This window comes from Pseudomonas sp. H11T01 (genome assembly GCF_048515765.1).
In the GTDB taxonomy this organism is placed as follows: domain Bacteria; phylum Pseudomonadota; class Gammaproteobacteria; order Pseudomonadales; family Pseudomonadaceae; genus Aquipseudomonas.
The window spans coordinates 119,424-134,426 of record NZ_JBLYED010000017.1 but is presented as its reverse complement, the minus strand read 5'-3'; the positions used below and the strand labels follow the sequence as shown (position 1 = coordinate 134,426).

The 15,003-nt window shown below is 59.8% G+C and carries 13 protein-coding genes; 7 read left to right on the top strand and 6 right to left on the bottom strand.

Features of this window, described 5'->3' with window-relative positions:
• Positions 1-38: 38 nt before the first annotated feature.
• The 4 genes from ACN1C3_RS22260 to ACN1C3_RS22245 all read left to right on the top strand — a co-directional run bounded on the left by ACN1C3_RS22260 (position 39) and on the right by ACN1C3_RS22245 (position 4,162).
• Positions 39-1,142 carry an ABC transporter substrate-binding protein gene (locus ACN1C3_RS22260; RefSeq protein ID WP_419117905.1) on the top strand — a complete coding sequence of 368 codons (1,104 nt, stop codon included), beginning with the start codon at positions 39-41 and terminating at the stop codon, positions 1,140-1,142.
• A 195-nt stretch (positions 1,143-1,337) separates the two neighbouring features.
• The gene (locus ACN1C3_RS22255; protein ID WP_419117904.1) at positions 1,338-2,246 is read left to right on the top strand and encodes an ABC transporter permease; all 909 of its coding nucleotides are present in this window, start codon (positions 1,338-1,340) and stop codon (positions 2,244-2,246) included.
• Positions 2,243-3,091, top strand: coding sequence for an ABC transporter permease (locus ACN1C3_RS22250; protein ID WP_419117903.1), 849 nt, complete (start codon positions 2,243-2,245; stop codon positions 3,089-3,091). Before ACN1C3_RS22255 ends, ACN1C3_RS22250 begins: the two co-directional genes overlap by 4 nt.
• 15 nt (positions 3,092-3,106) lie before the next feature.
• The gene (locus ACN1C3_RS22245) at positions 3,107-4,162 is read left to right on the top strand and encodes an ABC transporter ATP-binding protein (protein ID WP_419117902.1); all 1,056 of its coding nucleotides are present in this window, start codon (positions 3,107-3,109) and stop codon (positions 4,160-4,162) included.
• A 181-nt stretch (positions 4,163-4,343) separates the two neighbouring features.
• Here ACN1C3_RS22245 and ACN1C3_RS22240 read toward each other — a convergent pair whose 3' ends face one another.
• Positions 4,344-5,273 (bottom strand): AraC family transcriptional regulator N-terminal domain-containing protein, encoded by a 930-nt coding sequence (locus ACN1C3_RS22240; protein WP_419117901.1) that lies wholly within the window; start codon positions 5,271-5,273, stop codon positions 4,344-4,346.
• Positions 5,274-5,608: 335 nt separating this feature from the next.
• Between ACN1C3_RS22240 and ACN1C3_RS22235 the strand changes: the two genes are divergently transcribed.
• On the top strand, positions 5,609-5,974 hold the full coding sequence (locus ACN1C3_RS22235) for a putative quinol monooxygenase (protein WP_419117900.1): 366 nt from the start codon (positions 5,609-5,611) through the stop codon (positions 5,972-5,974).
• Between the two features lie 9 nt (positions 5,975-5,983).
• A complete protein-coding gene (locus tag ACN1C3_RS22230) occupies positions 5,984-6,256 on the top strand; it encodes a hypothetical protein (protein ID WP_419117899.1) in 273 nt (90 codons plus the stop codon).
• Here ACN1C3_RS22230 and ACN1C3_RS22225 read toward each other — a convergent pair.
• Positions 6,249-6,878: a flavin reductase family protein gene (locus ACN1C3_RS22225; protein ID WP_419117898.1), complete on the bottom strand. Its 630-nt coding sequence runs from the start codon at positions 6,876-6,878 to the stop codon at positions 6,249-6,251. The two genes, ACN1C3_RS22230 and ACN1C3_RS22225, sit on opposite strands and share 8 nt — an antisense overlap.
• Before the next feature lie 323 nt (positions 6,879-7,201).
• Here ACN1C3_RS22225 and ACN1C3_RS22220 point away from each other — a divergent pair, with 323 nt between their 5' ends.
• Positions 7,202-7,957, top strand: coding sequence for a hypothetical protein (locus ACN1C3_RS22220; protein ID WP_419117897.1), 756 nt, complete (start codon positions 7,202-7,204; stop codon positions 7,955-7,957).
• Positions 7,958-8,156: 199 nt separating this feature from the next.
• Here ACN1C3_RS22220 and ACN1C3_RS22215 read toward each other — a convergent pair whose 3' ends face one another.
• The 4 genes from ACN1C3_RS22215 to ACN1C3_RS22200 all read right to left on the bottom strand — a co-directional run bounded on the left by ACN1C3_RS22215 (position 8,157) and on the right by ACN1C3_RS22200 (position 14,716).
• Positions 8,157-9,476 carry an MFS transporter gene (locus ACN1C3_RS22215; RefSeq protein WP_419117896.1) on the bottom strand — a complete coding sequence of 440 codons (1,320 nt, stop codon included), beginning with the start codon at positions 9,474-9,476 and terminating at the stop codon, positions 8,157-8,159.
• A 310-nt stretch (positions 9,477-9,786) separates the two neighbouring features.
• A complete protein-coding gene (locus tag ACN1C3_RS22210) occupies positions 9,787-11,121 on the bottom strand; it encodes a sigma-54-dependent transcriptional regulator (protein ID WP_419117895.1) in 1,335 nt (444 codons plus the stop codon).
• Complete coding sequence (locus tag ACN1C3_RS22205; RefSeq protein WP_419117894.1) at positions 11,115-12,881, bottom strand: sensor histidine kinase; 1,767 nt, start codon at positions 12,879-12,881, stop codon at positions 11,115-11,117. Before ACN1C3_RS22205 ends, ACN1C3_RS22210 begins: the two co-directional genes overlap by 7 nt.
• Positions 12,882-13,192: 311 nt before the next feature.
• Positions 13,193-14,716 (bottom strand): fumarate hydratase, encoded by a 1,524-nt coding sequence (locus ACN1C3_RS22200; protein ID WP_008156025.1) that lies wholly within the window; start codon positions 14,714-14,716, stop codon positions 13,193-13,195.
• Positions 14,717-15,003: the final 287 nt, after the last annotated feature.

The window sequence follows — 15,003 nt, the reverse complement described above, 5'->3', positions numbered from 1 at the left end:
CTTAAAACTCATACCTACAAGAACAAAGGGAATCCGTAATGGGCGAGCATGATCTGAACAGAAGACAGTTCATCAAAACGGTTGGCGTTGCTTCGGTTGCCGCGGCAGCGATGAGCATGCCGTTTATCCGGGCCAACGCCAGCGACACGCGTTTTCAGGGCAAGACCCTGCGCCTGCTGACCTGGTCGGATGACACCGGACTGGCAGCGTTGCGCAACATTGCCGCGACCTTCGAAGCCAAGTACGGCGTCAAGGTCATCGCTGACCGTACCGGCAGCACCTCGGAAATGGTCGCCAAACTCAAGGCCGGTGGTGATCGCCCGCAATACGACATCATCACCCTGGCTGGCGTCGGCGCTGAAGGTCTGGCGGCTGCCGGTCTGCTGGAAAAACCCGATCTGAACCGTATTCCCAACCTGGTCGACGTGCCGGAGAAATACCGCACCGGTGCCAACGGTCACGGTATCGGTTACCTGCTCTGGTGCAACAGCCTGGTCTACAGCACCCGCACCGTGAAAGAAGCGCCGGACAGCTACGCCGCGCTGTGGGATGCGGACATGGCGCCGAACATTTTCCTGCCGCCGCCGAACTGGACCGAGGCCATGGACCTGATCATCATCGCCGCCAAACTGGCCGGTGGTGACGAGCACAACATTGAGCCGGGCTTCAAGAAACTGGCAGAACTTAAGAGCCGTGTGGTGACGCTGGGTGAAAACCCTAACCAGATCGCCGAATTGTTCCGCACTGGTTCCCTGGATATGGGCGGTCTCTACGCCCCGGCGTTTTTCCCTAAACAGATTCGTGACCCGGCCTACGGTCTGGGCGCCACCTTCGGCATGAAGGAAGGCTTCTACACCGACCTGATGCTCTCGGTAATGCCGAAAAATCGTCCTGGCGATACCGAACTGGCCTACGCGTTCATCAACCACTCTCTGGACCCGCTGGTGCAGGGCAAGATGGCTGAAGATATCTACAACGGTCCGGTCAACGCCAAGGCCATCATCTCCGCCGAAGCGCGCAAGAGCCCGTACATCCTGACGCCAGAGCAGATTTCCGAGAAGGCGATCATGCACGACAACGCGTTCCTGGCCACGGTGCATGACCAGTGGATTCGCCGTTACACGGAAATCTTCTCTTCCTGATCGAGTGGCGAACACAGGCCCTCTGGAACACCACAGATCTAATGTGGGAGCGGGCTTGCTCGCGAATGCGGTGTGACATTCAACATTGATGTCGACTGACACGGCCTCTTCGCGAGCAAGCCCGCTCCCACAGGGTTCAAGGTGGTTTCAAGTCTTGTGAACGCTCAGCTGCTTTCCATTGACGAGACCCTTGCTATGGAACACCAACCTTTGACCCACCCGGTAAGCGCCGCAGCAACGCGCCCACGCCTCGGTGTCTCACCCACGGCGCGCGCCTGGTTTTTCCTTTCGCCGTCGATGCTGTTTCTCGGTGTGCTGATTGCCGCAAGCCTCTTGGTGCTGCGCATGAGCGTGGGCACCAAGGGGGCGGAATGGTCCGGCTTCAGTCTGGCCAGCTACGCCCAATTGCTGGAACCCTATTACCTGAAGTCATTGGTGCTGACCTTACGCCTGGCCCTGATCAGCGCGGTGATTGCGGTGCTGCTCGCGATCCCGGTGGCCTACACCATGTCGCGCCTGACTTCACCTTTTGTACGTCGGATATTTCTCGCCGCGGTGCTATTGCCGTTGCTGGTCAACCTGTTGCTGCAAAGCTACGGCTGGCTGGTGATCCTGGGACCTGGCGGGATGCTCAATCAGGCATTGATGGGCCTGGGCCTGATCAAGCGCCCGATCATGATGTTGTACAACCAGAATGGCGTGTTGATGGGGCTGGTGCAGACCGCGTTCCCGTTGGCAGTGCTGCCGATTGCCAGCGCCATGCGCGGCGTCGCACGCACTTACGAAGAGGCCGCCGCGACCTTGGGCGCCAGCCGCTTGCAGGTGTTCCGCCAAGTGGTTTTGCCCATGAGCCTGCCGGGAATTATCACCGGTGCGACACTGGTGTTTGCCTACAACGCCAGCAGCTTCGTGGTGCCCTTGTTGCTCGGCGGTCGGCGAGTGCCGATGCTCGCGGTGATGGTCCATGACCAGATCGCGCCGCTGATGAACTGGCCTGCCGCATCCGCTGCGGGGGTGGTGTTGATCGTCACCACATTGGCCATCATGACCCTCTCCGAATACATCACGGGCCGTCGTCGGCGCATGCTGGAGGCTTCGCAATGAGCACGCTAATCAAGAAGCGCCAGTCGCTGCTACCCGGTGAAACCGGGCGGTTCGCCGGGGTCCTTTCAGGTTTCATTCTGCTGCTGGCGGTGTTGCCGATCCTGACCATGATCGTCATGTCCTTCAGCGGCGCGTCGAACCTGGACTTCCCGCCCAGCAGCTACAGCCTGCAATGGTACAAGGCCGCCTGGAATACCTTCGTTTCGCCCGACACCAGCGATGTGCTGAGCCTGGGCAAAGCCATGACCACCAGTCTGATGGTGGCGTGCCTGACCATGGTGTTTGCAACCATTATCGCGGTGCCGGCGGCCTACGCACTGACCCGTTGTGAGTTTCGTGGCAAGGCTGTGGCGCTGCAGTTGATGTCGCTGCCGCTGGTGTTCCCGATGGTGGTATTGGGGCTGGCGTTGCTGCTGGTGTTCGACAGCCTGCCGTTCCAGATGAACACCTCGCGGCTGGTGATTGCCCACGTCATCCTGGCGTTGCCATTTGTAGTGAAAAACTGCACGGCGGCGATGCTCTCCATCGGCAGCGAAGTCGAAGAGGCCGCGCAAATGCTGGGTGCTTCACCACTGCGGGCGATTGTCGATGTGGTGGTGCCGTTGATGAAATCCGGGATTCTTGCCGGGATGTTGTTGGCCTTCATCGTCTCGTTCAACGAATTCACCGTGACCTATTTCCTCTACACCATCGATGTAATGACCGTGCCGATCTGGATGTACAGCCGCACCGTGTCGTCGCTCGACCCGACCGTTTTCTCGTTCGCCGTGCTGATCGTGCTTATCGACTTCGTCCTGATCTGGGCGCTGGAGAAGCTGGTCGGTGAAGGTGGCGTTTCGTTCTGATTTTTGAGGTGAAGCATGACTGGTTTAATTCTGGAAAACGTCGTGAAACATTACGGCTCAGCGTGCGCGGTAAAGGACGTCAATCTGCATTTGCCTGAGGGCAAACTGGTGTGTTTTCTCGGCCCCTCGGGCTGCGGAAAAACCACCTTGCTGCGGATGATCGCCGGGCTTGAAACACTGTCTGGCGGCGAGATTCGTCTGGACGGTGAAGACATCGGCCATACCCCGGCGCACCAGCGCAACTTCGGCATGGTCTTCCAGTCCCTGGCGCTGTTCCCGCACATGACCGTCGGCGAGAACATTGCCTATCCACTGAAACTGCGTGGGGTCAGCAAGGCCGATCAGCAGGCGCGGGTGGTGGAGTTGCTGGAGCTGATTCAACTGCAGGAAATGATTGATCGCCCGGTGGCGAAACTCTCCGGCGGTCAGCGCCAGCGCGTGGCGATTGCCCGGGCGATTGCCTCGCGTCCGAAAATCCTTCTGCTCGATGAGCCGTTGTCGGCGCTGGACGCCAAGCTGCGCGAATCGATGCAGGTGGAAATCCGCCAACTGCAGCAACGCCTTAATATCACCACCATTCTGGTGACCCACGACCAGCGCGAAGCCATGACCATGGCCGATATCGTGGTGGTGTTGGGCGAGCATCGGGTGCAACAGGTCGGTACGCCGATCGAAATTTACCGGCATCCGGCCAACGAATTCGTTGCGGACTTTATCGGTTCAGGGAATATTTTCCCGGCGACCGCGTTGGGCAATGGCCAGGTAAGTCTGCCGGGCGGCGATGCGCTTCACGTACCGATTTGCAGCAGCATCGTGGTCGGCGAGAAGATAAAAATGCTAGTACGCCCAGAGGATCTGCAACTGTCGCAACCTCAGGCGACGGCGGGCAATCGCCTGCTCGGCAAGGTGACGTTCGTTCGCGATATCGGCGCGACCATCGAAACCACGGTCGAGTGTTCCGGTGTTTCGTTTACCGCGTTGAGTACGCCATCCCAGGGCTTCGGCTTGAGTATCGGCAACCCGGTGTCAGTGACGATCCCGGCCGAGGCGTGTCGGGTGTTGGGGGCCTAAGCTGCGACACTAATCACTGTGGCGACCCGACTGATGCTTTCTGCCTGACATACCGCGGATGCAGGTTTTGGGGCTGCTGCGCAGCCCATCGCGGGCAAGCCACGCTCCCACAGGTTTTGCGCAAATCCTGTGGGAGCCGGGCTTGCCCGCGATGGCGTTGGGGCAGGCGACACAAGGCCGGTCAGACACTCAACCGCAACCGCGCCAAATCCCGCAACGGCGGTGCGCCAAACAACCGGCTGTACTCACGGCTGAATTGTGACGGGCTTTCATAGCCCACTCGATAGCCCGCCGCCGACGCATCCAGCCCTTCTGCCAGCATCAAACGCCGCGCCTCTTGCAGGCGCAGTTGCTTCTGGTATTGCAGCGGACTCATGGCCGTCATCGCTTTGAAGCGGTGATGCAGAGTCGACACGCTGAGGTTCACCTCCCGTGCCAGATTATCGATGCGCAAGGGTTGCTCATAATTGCCGTTGAGCCATTTGATTGCCTGGCCGATCCGATGGCTTTGGCTGTTGGCGATGGCGATTTCATACAGCCGATGGCCCTGATGGCTGCGTAATAACCGATAAAGAATTTCCCGACGAATCAGCGGCGCGAGCATGGCGATGTCTTTCGGGCTGTCGAGAAGACGGGCCAAACGCAGCACCGCGTCGAGCATCGGCTGGTCGAGTCGCTCTACATAGAGGCCGCGCCCGGTTGGCCGGGTGGGCACGCCCAAGGGGCCGGCATCGGCAATCAATGCGGTGATCTCTGTCGGGTCGATATCCAGGCGCAAGGCCAGGATCGGATGCTCTGGCGAGACATCGACCACCCGTCCGCTCAGCGGCATCGAAACCGAAACCACCAGATAATTGAGCGGGTCGTAGTTGAAGTACTCGTCAGCCAGGCGCACTTCCTTGCGCCCTTGAGCAAGGATGCACAGCGCCGGTTGTGCAAGTCCCGGCGCGAAATCGTGTGAACAGCTGTGCCGCGACAGAAACAGCGAGCCGATGGCTGTCGCGTAGCTGCCGTCTTCACCGGTATTGCGACCGATGATAGTGGCCAGCTCCGCGCGCTGCTTTTCCATGTCGGCATCCAGCGGGGCTTGGGTGTGATCGAGCGACGACATGGGTTGCATCCTCTGCGAGGCGTTTGGGATAGGCACAGCTTAAGTTTGTGCAAGGCAGGGTGGTAGGCAATTTCTGCGTAAAACTTGCCTGATTCTGCCTGGGGTTAAAAATCAGAGCAGATACAAGAGGTTCGGTGTGGAGAAACTTGCTTGAAACACGACTGACACCTTTATGCCGTTGATTTCAGCCGGCCTGCGCAACTGGAACGCTGACGCAGGATTGTGCAAGAAGCCGGCAGGAATCGACTAACGGCTAATGCGCTTGGGGCTTAATCTTTGATCCTGTCGCAGCTCGCCTCAAGGCTGCTGATTGAGTCATTTTGGGAGTGTCGAATATGTCCACGCAAATCCCTGTCAGTCATATGGCATTCGTTCGGGCCCGCTCCGGACGCTCGATGGAGTTGGGCGCGCGTTTGAGCAGCCTGATTGAACCGACCCGTCAGTCGCCTGGTTGCCTGCATTTTGCCCTGCAGCATTCACTGTGCGACCCAGAGCTGTGGCTGGTGTCCGGTTTCTGGGCCAATCAGCAGGCCATGACCGCCTACTTCAGTACCCCAGCCATGGATATCTTCGCCGAACTGGTGCAGGAGCTGGTCGTCAACAGTCTGGACTTTCACACCTTCAGTGACGTCTCAGCGGTTCAGGCCCAAGGCGAATACGCACAACTGAACGTACCTGCGATGCACCAGCTGGTCGGTTGAAGGTTTAGAATGGCCGACTTTCAATTGGCCAGGATCCGTGACATGGCACGTAAAGAGTTTGCGCAGTTCGAAGCAGTTTCCGCTGTTGTACCGGGAGAGGGTGGCTACAGCGCGGCAATCGCCGTCAAGGCCCTGGGTGGTTCAGGCGCCCCGCGTTTTCATAAAGTGCTCGATAACCAGACATTCAAGACCGCCCATGATGCCGATCAGGCTGCCGCGCAAAAGCTTGAGCAGTTGATCGACGTGACTGAAGACGGCGAATTGTCCTGGGAAACTATTTGACTGCCCCCGGGCGGAACATCTTGAACAAAGCCTCAGGCCCCAGCTGGAAATAATCCGCCGGCCCGCCGCCGCGCAGAATCGGTTCTGCTGCGGCGGTATCGTAGACCCCATCCTTGAGCAGCCACTTGGCGATATGCACGGCGACCACTTCGCCGAGAATCAGCCAGCTGGGCACCAGCTCTTTGTCCGCACGTTGCAGTTGAATGATCTGCGTGACCTTGCATTCGAAGGACACCGGGCTTTCGGCTACCCGTGGCACCGCGATGACTTTCGAGGCCACCGGTGTCAGCCCGGCCAGTTCGAACTCGTTGATCTGGGGCGGCGCCATGGCGGAACTCTGGTTCATTCGCTCGGCCAACGGGCGGGTCGCCAGATTCCAGGCGAACTCGCCGGTCTGCTCGATATTGTTCAGGCTGTCTTTGCGCCCGACGCTGGAAAAACCAATGATCGGTGGAATGTAGTTGAACGCATTGAAGAAGCTGTAAGGCGCCAGGTTCAGGCGGCCTTGGGCATCCTGCGAGGAAATCCAGCCGATAGGGCGCGGGCCGACGATGGCATTGAACGGGTCATGGGGCAGGCCGTGGCCCTGGGAGGGTTCGTAATAATGGATATCGTCAGGCATGGCGCGGGGTTCCTGAGGTGAGTACGAAGGGAGGAGAGCAATAGTGCAGGGCGTTGAGGGTTATTTCCAGCCGTCCAGCTTTGTTTGATCGTTCCTACGCTCCCGCGTGGGAATGCCTCACTGGACGCTCTGCGTCCGCTCTTGTGACGCGGAGCGTCACGGGCTGCATTCCCACGCAGGAGTGAACGATCAAAACCCGCGCTTCCATGGTTTTTTCATTCTCCACTTACCTAATTTTCACGGTTATCCCTTCAGTCTCCGCCCGGGTCAAAAACCATTGAAAACTGGCTGTCTGAAATCCGAGCTTTGGAGTACTGCATCGAATGAACAAACTTCCTCAGATCACCCTGGCGTTCTGGGTCATGAAAATTTGCGCGACGACCTTGGGGGAAACCGCGGGTGATTTGCTGTCGATGACCTTGAATGTCGGTTACGCCATCAGCTCGATGATCCTGATCAGCGTGTTCCTGCTGACCCTGGTGACTCAGCTGTTTTCGAAAACCTATCACCCGGTGCTGTACTGGATCGTGATCCTTTCGACCAGCACGGCCGGCACCACCATGTCGGACTTCATGGACCGCACCCTGGGTCTGGGTTATGCCACGGGCTCGATGATCCTGATCGCGATTCTGGTGACGATCTTCGCCCTCTGGCGCCTGAGTGGCGATTCGCTGAACGTGAATAAGATCCAGACGTTTCGTGGCGAAATGTTCTATTGGATGGCGATTCTGTTTTCCAACACCCTGGGCACGGCGCTGGGTGATTATCTGGCCGACGACTCGGGGTTGGGTTTTGCCGGTGGCGCATTGTTCATCGGTTCGACCATCGCGGTGGTCGTGCTGGCGCGTTACTTCACCAGGATCTCCTCGGTGCTGTTGTTCTGGATGGCTTTCGTACTGACACGACCGTTCGGCGCAACCCTGGGCGATTTTCTGACCAAACCTCATGAAAAGGGTGGTCTGGACTTTGGCACCATTGGTTCGTCACTGGTATTGGCGGGGATTTTGGTGGTGTTGATTGCGGGCGCTTCGTACGTTCAGAACAAGTACGTGCGTCAGGGCGCTGCCGAGTTGTCTTGATCGTTTTTGTGGCGAGGGAGCTTGCTCCCGTTCGACCGCGAAGCGGTCGCAGCTTGATGGTGTGTCTGGGGGTGTGCGGTTGCAGATTTTAGGGCCGCTTCGCTGCCCAGCGGGAGCAAGCTCCCTCGCCACAAATTCACTGCGGTCTCACAGAAAAACGCGCAAAGGTCTTGCACCCTTGCGCGTATTTTTTTGCCTGTCAGTCGGTCTCGATCCGCGAGTGTTTGCGGGTGTCTTTCATGGTCACGTAGACCAGCAGCGAAACGGCGATGCAGGCGGTGACGTACCAGTAGTAACCGGTTTCCATGCCGATGCTCTTGAACCACAGCGCAATGTATTCAGCGGTGCCGCCGAAGATCGATACGGTCAAGGCATACGGCAGGCCGACGCCCAGAGCGCGGATTTCGGTCGGGAACAGTTCGGCTTTGACCACTGCGTTGATCGAGGTATAGCCGCTGACGATGATCAGCGCCGCCATGATCAGGAAGAACGCGCCCCACCAAGTCTGGACCGTGTGCAGTGTGGTGAGGATCGGTACGGTGAACAAGGTGCCGAGAATGCCGAAGGCAATCAGGATCGGCCGCCGCCCGACTTTATCCGAGAGTCCGCCGACCAATGGTTGCAGGCACATGAACAGAAACAGTGTCGCCGCCGAGATGGTTGTGGAATCGGAAATGCTCATGCCGACCGTGTTCACCAGATATTTCTGCATGTACGTGGTGTAGGTGTAGAACGCCAGCGTGCCGCCCATGGTCAGGCCGACCACGGTCATCAGTTCCTTGGGATGGCGCATCAAAGTGCGCATCGCGCTTTCCTTGGCCTTCACTTTCTTGGTGAACGACTCGGTTTCTTCCATGCCACGACGCAGGTACAGCGCGACCACGGCACACAGCGCGCCGATGGCGAACGGGATGCGCCAGCCCCAGGCGTAAAGCTGTTCGGTGGTCAGGGTTTGTTGCAGTACGATCAGCACCCCCAGAGCGATGAGCTGACCAGAGATCAGGGTCACGTACTGGAAGCTGGAGAAGAAACCGCGACGTTCCTTGGTCGCCATTTCGCTCAGGTAGGTGGCCGAGGTGCCGTATTCGCCACCGACCGACAGGCCTTGCAGCAAACGAGCGAACACCAGCAGGATCGGCGCCCCGATACCGATGGTTTCATAACCCGGGCTCAGGGCGATCAGCAGTGAGCCGAAGCACATCAGATACACCGAGGCCATCAACGCGGCTTTACGGCCGACGCGGTCGGCGTAGAGACCCATCAGCCAGCCACCGATCGGGCGCATCAGGAAGCCCACGGCGAAGATCGCGGCGGTGTTCAGAAGTTGTGCAGTGGTGTCGCCCTTGGGGAAGAACGCTTTGGCGAAGTACAGCGAGAAGGCGGCGTAGACGTACCAGTCGTACCACTCGACCATGTTGCCGACGGAGCCGCTGAAAATCGATTTGATACGGCTGGTGGTGGTTCTTTCTTTCGCCGGCGCAGCTGCCGACCCAAGAGGCAGGGTATTGGAGTTATCCATAAAGGATCCTTCGTCTAATTGTTTTTGTGGAGCGCGCCGAAACGCAGCCTGACAGGGCTATAGCAGGAGCTGTGCCAGAACCAAGAGGCTTGATTTAGAGGGGTTGTGGGGATTTTGTGAGCGGAAATCCGCTGAGTGATGGCTGGGTGATGAGCGGAAATCCGCCTATCCAGCGCGGATTGATCGTTCCCACGCTCTGCGTGGGAATGCAGCCCGTGACGCTCCGCGTCACAGCCGAAGCGGACGCGGAGCGTCCAATGAGGCGTTACCACGCGGAGCGTGGGAACGATCTGTTTCCGGTGTGAGCGAATCACTCCTCCTTCAAAAACATCTCTCGCGCCAACCCATGGCGCTGCATCTTTTCATTGAAGGTTCGGCGCGGCAGCTGCAACTCGGCGAGCACCGATTTGATATCGCCTTTATGTCGGGTCAGAGCAGCCCTGAGGCAGTGGGCTTCAAAGGCTTCCTGCTGCGCGGCAAGGGACTGGCCGGGTTCGATGCCTTCGGGTTCCGGCTCACCAAGGCCCAGCACCTGACGCTCGGCGACGTTGGCCAGTTCGCGGACGTTGCCCGGCCAGTCGTGGCTGAGCAGGCGGCTCAGTTGCGGACCGCTCAGCGGCGGGAAACTGCGTCCCAGGCGTTCGGCGGCGCTATGAGCGAAGTGTTCAAACAGCAACGGAATGTCTTCGCGGCGTTCGCGCAACGGCGGCAGACGCAATTCGGCAACGTTCAGCCGATAGGCCAGGTCTTCACGAAAACGCCCGGCGCGGGCTTCATCCAGCAGATCAGGTTTGGTCGCCGCGATAATTCGCAGATCAACCCGGATGCTCTGATTGGAGCCCAGCCTTTCCAGTTTCTGCTCCTGCAGCACCCGTAGCAGCTTGACCTGCTGGGCCAGTGGCATGCTTTCGATTTCATCGAGAAACAGCGTGCCGCCGTCGGCGTATTCGAGTTTGCCGATGCGCTTGCCCTGAGCGCCGGTGAAGGCGCCACTTTCGTGGCCGAACAGCTCGGCTTCGAACAACTGCTCGGGGATTGCCGCGCAGTTCAGTGCCACAAACGGCTTGTCGGCTCGCGGACCGAAATCGTGCAGGCAACGGGCGACCAGCTCTTTACCGCTGCCGGTTTCGCCACGGATCAGCACGTTGACCGGCAACGCCGCGAGGTCCAGCACTTGCCGACGCAACGTTTGCAGGCCACGGGAAACCCCGAGCAGGCTGGCATCGAGTTTGGCGCGGTTGTCGGCCTGCTCATGCAGCGCACGGTTTTCCAGTACTAGCCGACGCTTTTCCAGCGCCCGGCGCAGGCTGATGAGCAAGGTCTCAGGGCTGAAAGGTTTTTCTAGAAAATCGTAGGCGCCGTCGCGCATCGCCTCGACCGCCATTGGCACGTCGCCATGACCGGTGAGCAGGATCAGCGGCAGGTCGGCGTCCAGCGTCCGGACCTTGCTCAGCAATTCCAGGCCACCCATGCCGGGCATGCGCACGTCGCTGAGAATCACCCCGGGGAAATCCCTCGGCAGCTGCGCCAGGCACTCCTCGGCGCGGCTGAACAGCTGCACCACAAAGCCCGAGAGGCTCAACCATTGCTCCACGGCGCTGCGGATACTGGCTTCGTCGTCGACCACAATCACCGAGTTCAACATGGGGTTTGCACCTCTAGAGCGATAGGCAACGTCAGGGTGAAAATCGCGCCGTTGGCGTGATTGCCGGCACTGAGGCGCCCGCCGTGTTCGTGAACGATGGCGTAAGACACCGCCAATCCTAGTCCGAGGCCGTCGCCCACCGGTTTGGTAGTGAAGAACGGGTCGAACACATTCGCCAGGTGCTCCTCAGTGATACCGCCACCGCTGTCGGCGACGGTCAGCCGCCACTGTTGCTGATCGGCCTCGATGCGGATTTCCAGACGCTTGAGCGGCTTGTCGCGCATGGCATCCAGCGCGTTACGCAGCAGGTTGATCAGCACCTGCTCCAGACGAATGGCATCGCCACGCACCCACGCCGGGCGGGTCAGGTGCAGCACGCTGCTGACGTTTTCGTCGCGCATACGAGCGTCGAGCAGGTGCAAGGATTGATCGACCACCGCCGCCAGGTCCAGCCGCTCGCGCAGACCGCTGGGGCTCTTGCGGGCGAAAGTCTTGAGATGGCCGGTAAGGGCGGCCATGCGCGTCAGCATGTCATCCAGCGGGGTGATGGCTTTGTAGGCGTCGTCTATCCGGCCGTGATCCAGCAGTAGGCGCAACGTCGCCAACTGCATGCGTTGAGCGGTCAGCGGCTGGTTGATTTCATGGGCCAGCGCGGCGGACATCTGCCCAAGGGCGGCAAGTTTGGCAGACTGCACCAGGCCGTCCTGAGCCGTGCGCAAATCGCGGGTGCGTTCTTCCACCAGCTTTTCGAGTTCTTCACGGCTACGCTGCCGCAGACGGGCCAGGCGCCAGCGCTGATTGAGAAACAGCAGCAGGAACACCAGCGTCAGCCACACACCGGCCGCGGCGAGCCCGGCGTTGCGGCTGTCTTCGATGGCGGCTTGCGGGCGACGCAGCAGGTGCAGGGTCCAGCCTTCGGCGGTCAACGGCAGCGATTCCCACAGATAATCCGCGGTTCCGTCCGGCCCCTCGACACGGGCCAGGTAGCTGTTCTTGTCGAAGTGCCGCACGGCGCGGTATTCGAGTGGGGTCAGCGGTTGCTTGTCGTATTGCCGGGTGGCTTTGAGCTCAGCCCGATCACTCTCCGACAGCGGTTGCAATAGGCGATAACGCCAGCCGGGCTGGTTGGCGATGAAGACGATTCCGCGGGCGTCGCTGACCAGCAGGGTGTCGCTGCCCTGGCGCCATTCGCGTTCCAGTTCCGGGAACTCCAGTTTCACCACCATCGCGCCGAGGAACTCGCCGCTGTCACTGGTCACCGCGCTGGACAGAAAATAACCGGGAATGCCGCTGGTCACGCCCACCGCATAAAAGCGTCCGGTGCCCTGGCTTCGGGTCTGGCTGAAGTACGGGCGAAAGCCATAATTGTGGCCGACATAACTGCTCGGCAGCCGCCAGTTACTGGCGGCCACGGCCCGGCCAGTGCGGTCCAGCAGTTCCAGCGTCGAGGACTGGGCAGCGCCGTTGATTTTCTCTAGCTTGCGGTTTAGTGCGTCCTGTTGCTCGGTGCTCACCGGACCGTTAAGCGCCGAACTCAATTCAGGGTCCAGCGCCAGCACGGAGGGCAGGGCGCGATAACGCTCGATCAAGGTGTGCAGGGAATTGGCGTACAGCGCCAGCTGTTCATTGGCGCGAGCCGCGTCGTCCACCAGCGCTTGGCGTTCGGTATGGCGCATGGCCAGACTGGCAGCAATCACTGCACCAGCAACAATTAGCAGGGTATACAGCGCCAGGCGCAGGGAGCGAGGGGTCACGAACATGCGGGATGAACAGGTGTGATAGGGGTGGGCACCATAACATGAGTGCGGCTGAAGACCCCCGTAGCAGCTGACGAGCCCGCGAGGCTGCGTTTGGCCGCGAAGCGGTCGTAGTCCGGCAGACGCGGTTTATCTGAAGCACCGCAGTGCCTGATTTACGACTGCTGCGTCCGAACGCGGCCCGAGCCGAACGCAGCCTCGCGGGCTCGTCAGCTGCTACGCAAGTTGCGTCGTTAAAGTGATAGGCAATAAAAAACGGCCGGGCTGTTGATGACAACAGTCCGGCCGTTTTTTAGATCTGGAGGTTTAAGCGCTTACTGCACTTCTACCGCCAGGCTTTCACTGATTTTTTTCTGCCAGATGGCAGGACCAGTGATATGTACCGACTCGCCCTTGCTGTCGACCGCAACGGTTACTGGCATGTCTTTGACGTCGAACTCGTAGATCGCTTCCATGCCCAGTTCGGCGAAGGCCACCACGCGGGATTTCTTGATCGCTTGCGCAACCAGATACGCGGCGCCGCCAACGGCCATCAAGTACACGGCTTTGTGGTCCTTGATCGCTTCGATCGCGGTCGGGCCGCGCTCGGATTTGCCGATCATGCCCAACAGGCCGGTCTGCTCGAGGATCTGCCGGGTGAACTTGTCCATCCGCGTTGCGGTGGTCGGGCCAGCAGGGCCAACCACTTCTTCGCGCACCGGATCGACCGGGCCGACGTAGTAGATGAAGCGACCCTTGAGGTCTACCGGCAAGGTTTCACCCTTGTTCAGCATTTCGACCATGCGCTTGTGCGCAGCATCGCGACCGGTGAGCATTTTGCCGTTGAGCAGGACGGTTTCGCCCGGCTTCCAGCTCTGCACATCTTCCGGGGTCAGGGTGTCGAGGTTGACGCGACGCGCTGACGGGCCGGCTTCCCAGACGATTTCCGGGTAGGCGTCCAGCGGTGGCGCTTCCAAGGACGCCGGGCCGGAACCGTCGAGCACGAAGTGCGCGTGACGGGTGGCGGCGCAGTTAGGGATCATGCACACCGGCAGGGACGCGGCGTGGGTCGGGTAATCCATGATCTTCACGTCGAGCACGGTGGTCAGGCCACCCAGGCCCTGGGCGCCGATGCCCAACTGGTTGACCTTCTCGAACAGCTCCAGACGCATCTCTTCGATACGGTTGGATGGGCCGCGCTTTTTCAGCTCGTGGATGTCGATGGATTCCATCAACACTTCCTTGGCCATCACCGCGGCTTTCTCGGCGGTGCCGCCGATGCCAATGCCAAGCATGCCCGGTGGGCACCAGCCGGCGCCCATTTCCGGAACGGTTTTCAGCACCCAGTCAACGATCGAGTCGGACGGGTTGAGCATGGCCATCTTCGATTTGTTTTCGGAGCCGCCGCCCTTGGCCGCCACGTCCACTTCCACGGTATTACCCGGGACGATGGAGTAGTGGATGACTGCCGGGGTGTTGTCCTTGGTGTTTTTACGAGCGCCCGCCGGGTCGGCGAGGATCGAGGCACGCAGGACGTTTTCCGGCAGGTTGTAGGCGCGACGCACGCCTTCGTTGATCATGTCGTCCAGGCCCATGGTCGCGCCATCCCAGCGCACATCCATGCCCACACGGACGAACACGGTCACGATGCCGGTGTCCTGGCAGATCGGGCGGTGGCCAGTGGCACACATGCGCGAGTTGATCAGGATTTGCGCCATGGAATCGCGGGCTGCCGGCGACTCTTCACGCAGGTAGGCCTCGTGCATGGCCTGGATGAAATCCACGGGATGGTAATAGGAAATGAACTGCAGGGCGTCAGCAACGCTCTGAATCAGGTCGTCTTGCTTGATCACGGTCATGAGTCGCGCTCCTCTATAAGACGGGAACATTTAATAAGGTGCCTTCAGTCTGGTTGGATCTGGTCACTGAAAACACCTTTTAAGGCACGCCGGGCATGCTGGCGCGACGCTAAAAAGGCGCGGCAGTATAACGCGCCCAAGGCTCGGGCACACCCGCCGCTAATCAAACGAAGGTCGCATATCATAGCGATACACCAATCCCTGTAGGAGCTGCCGAAGGCTGCGATCTTTTGATCTTTGGGGACCGCCGAAAAGATCGCAGGCTTCGCCAGCTCCTACACTGACTG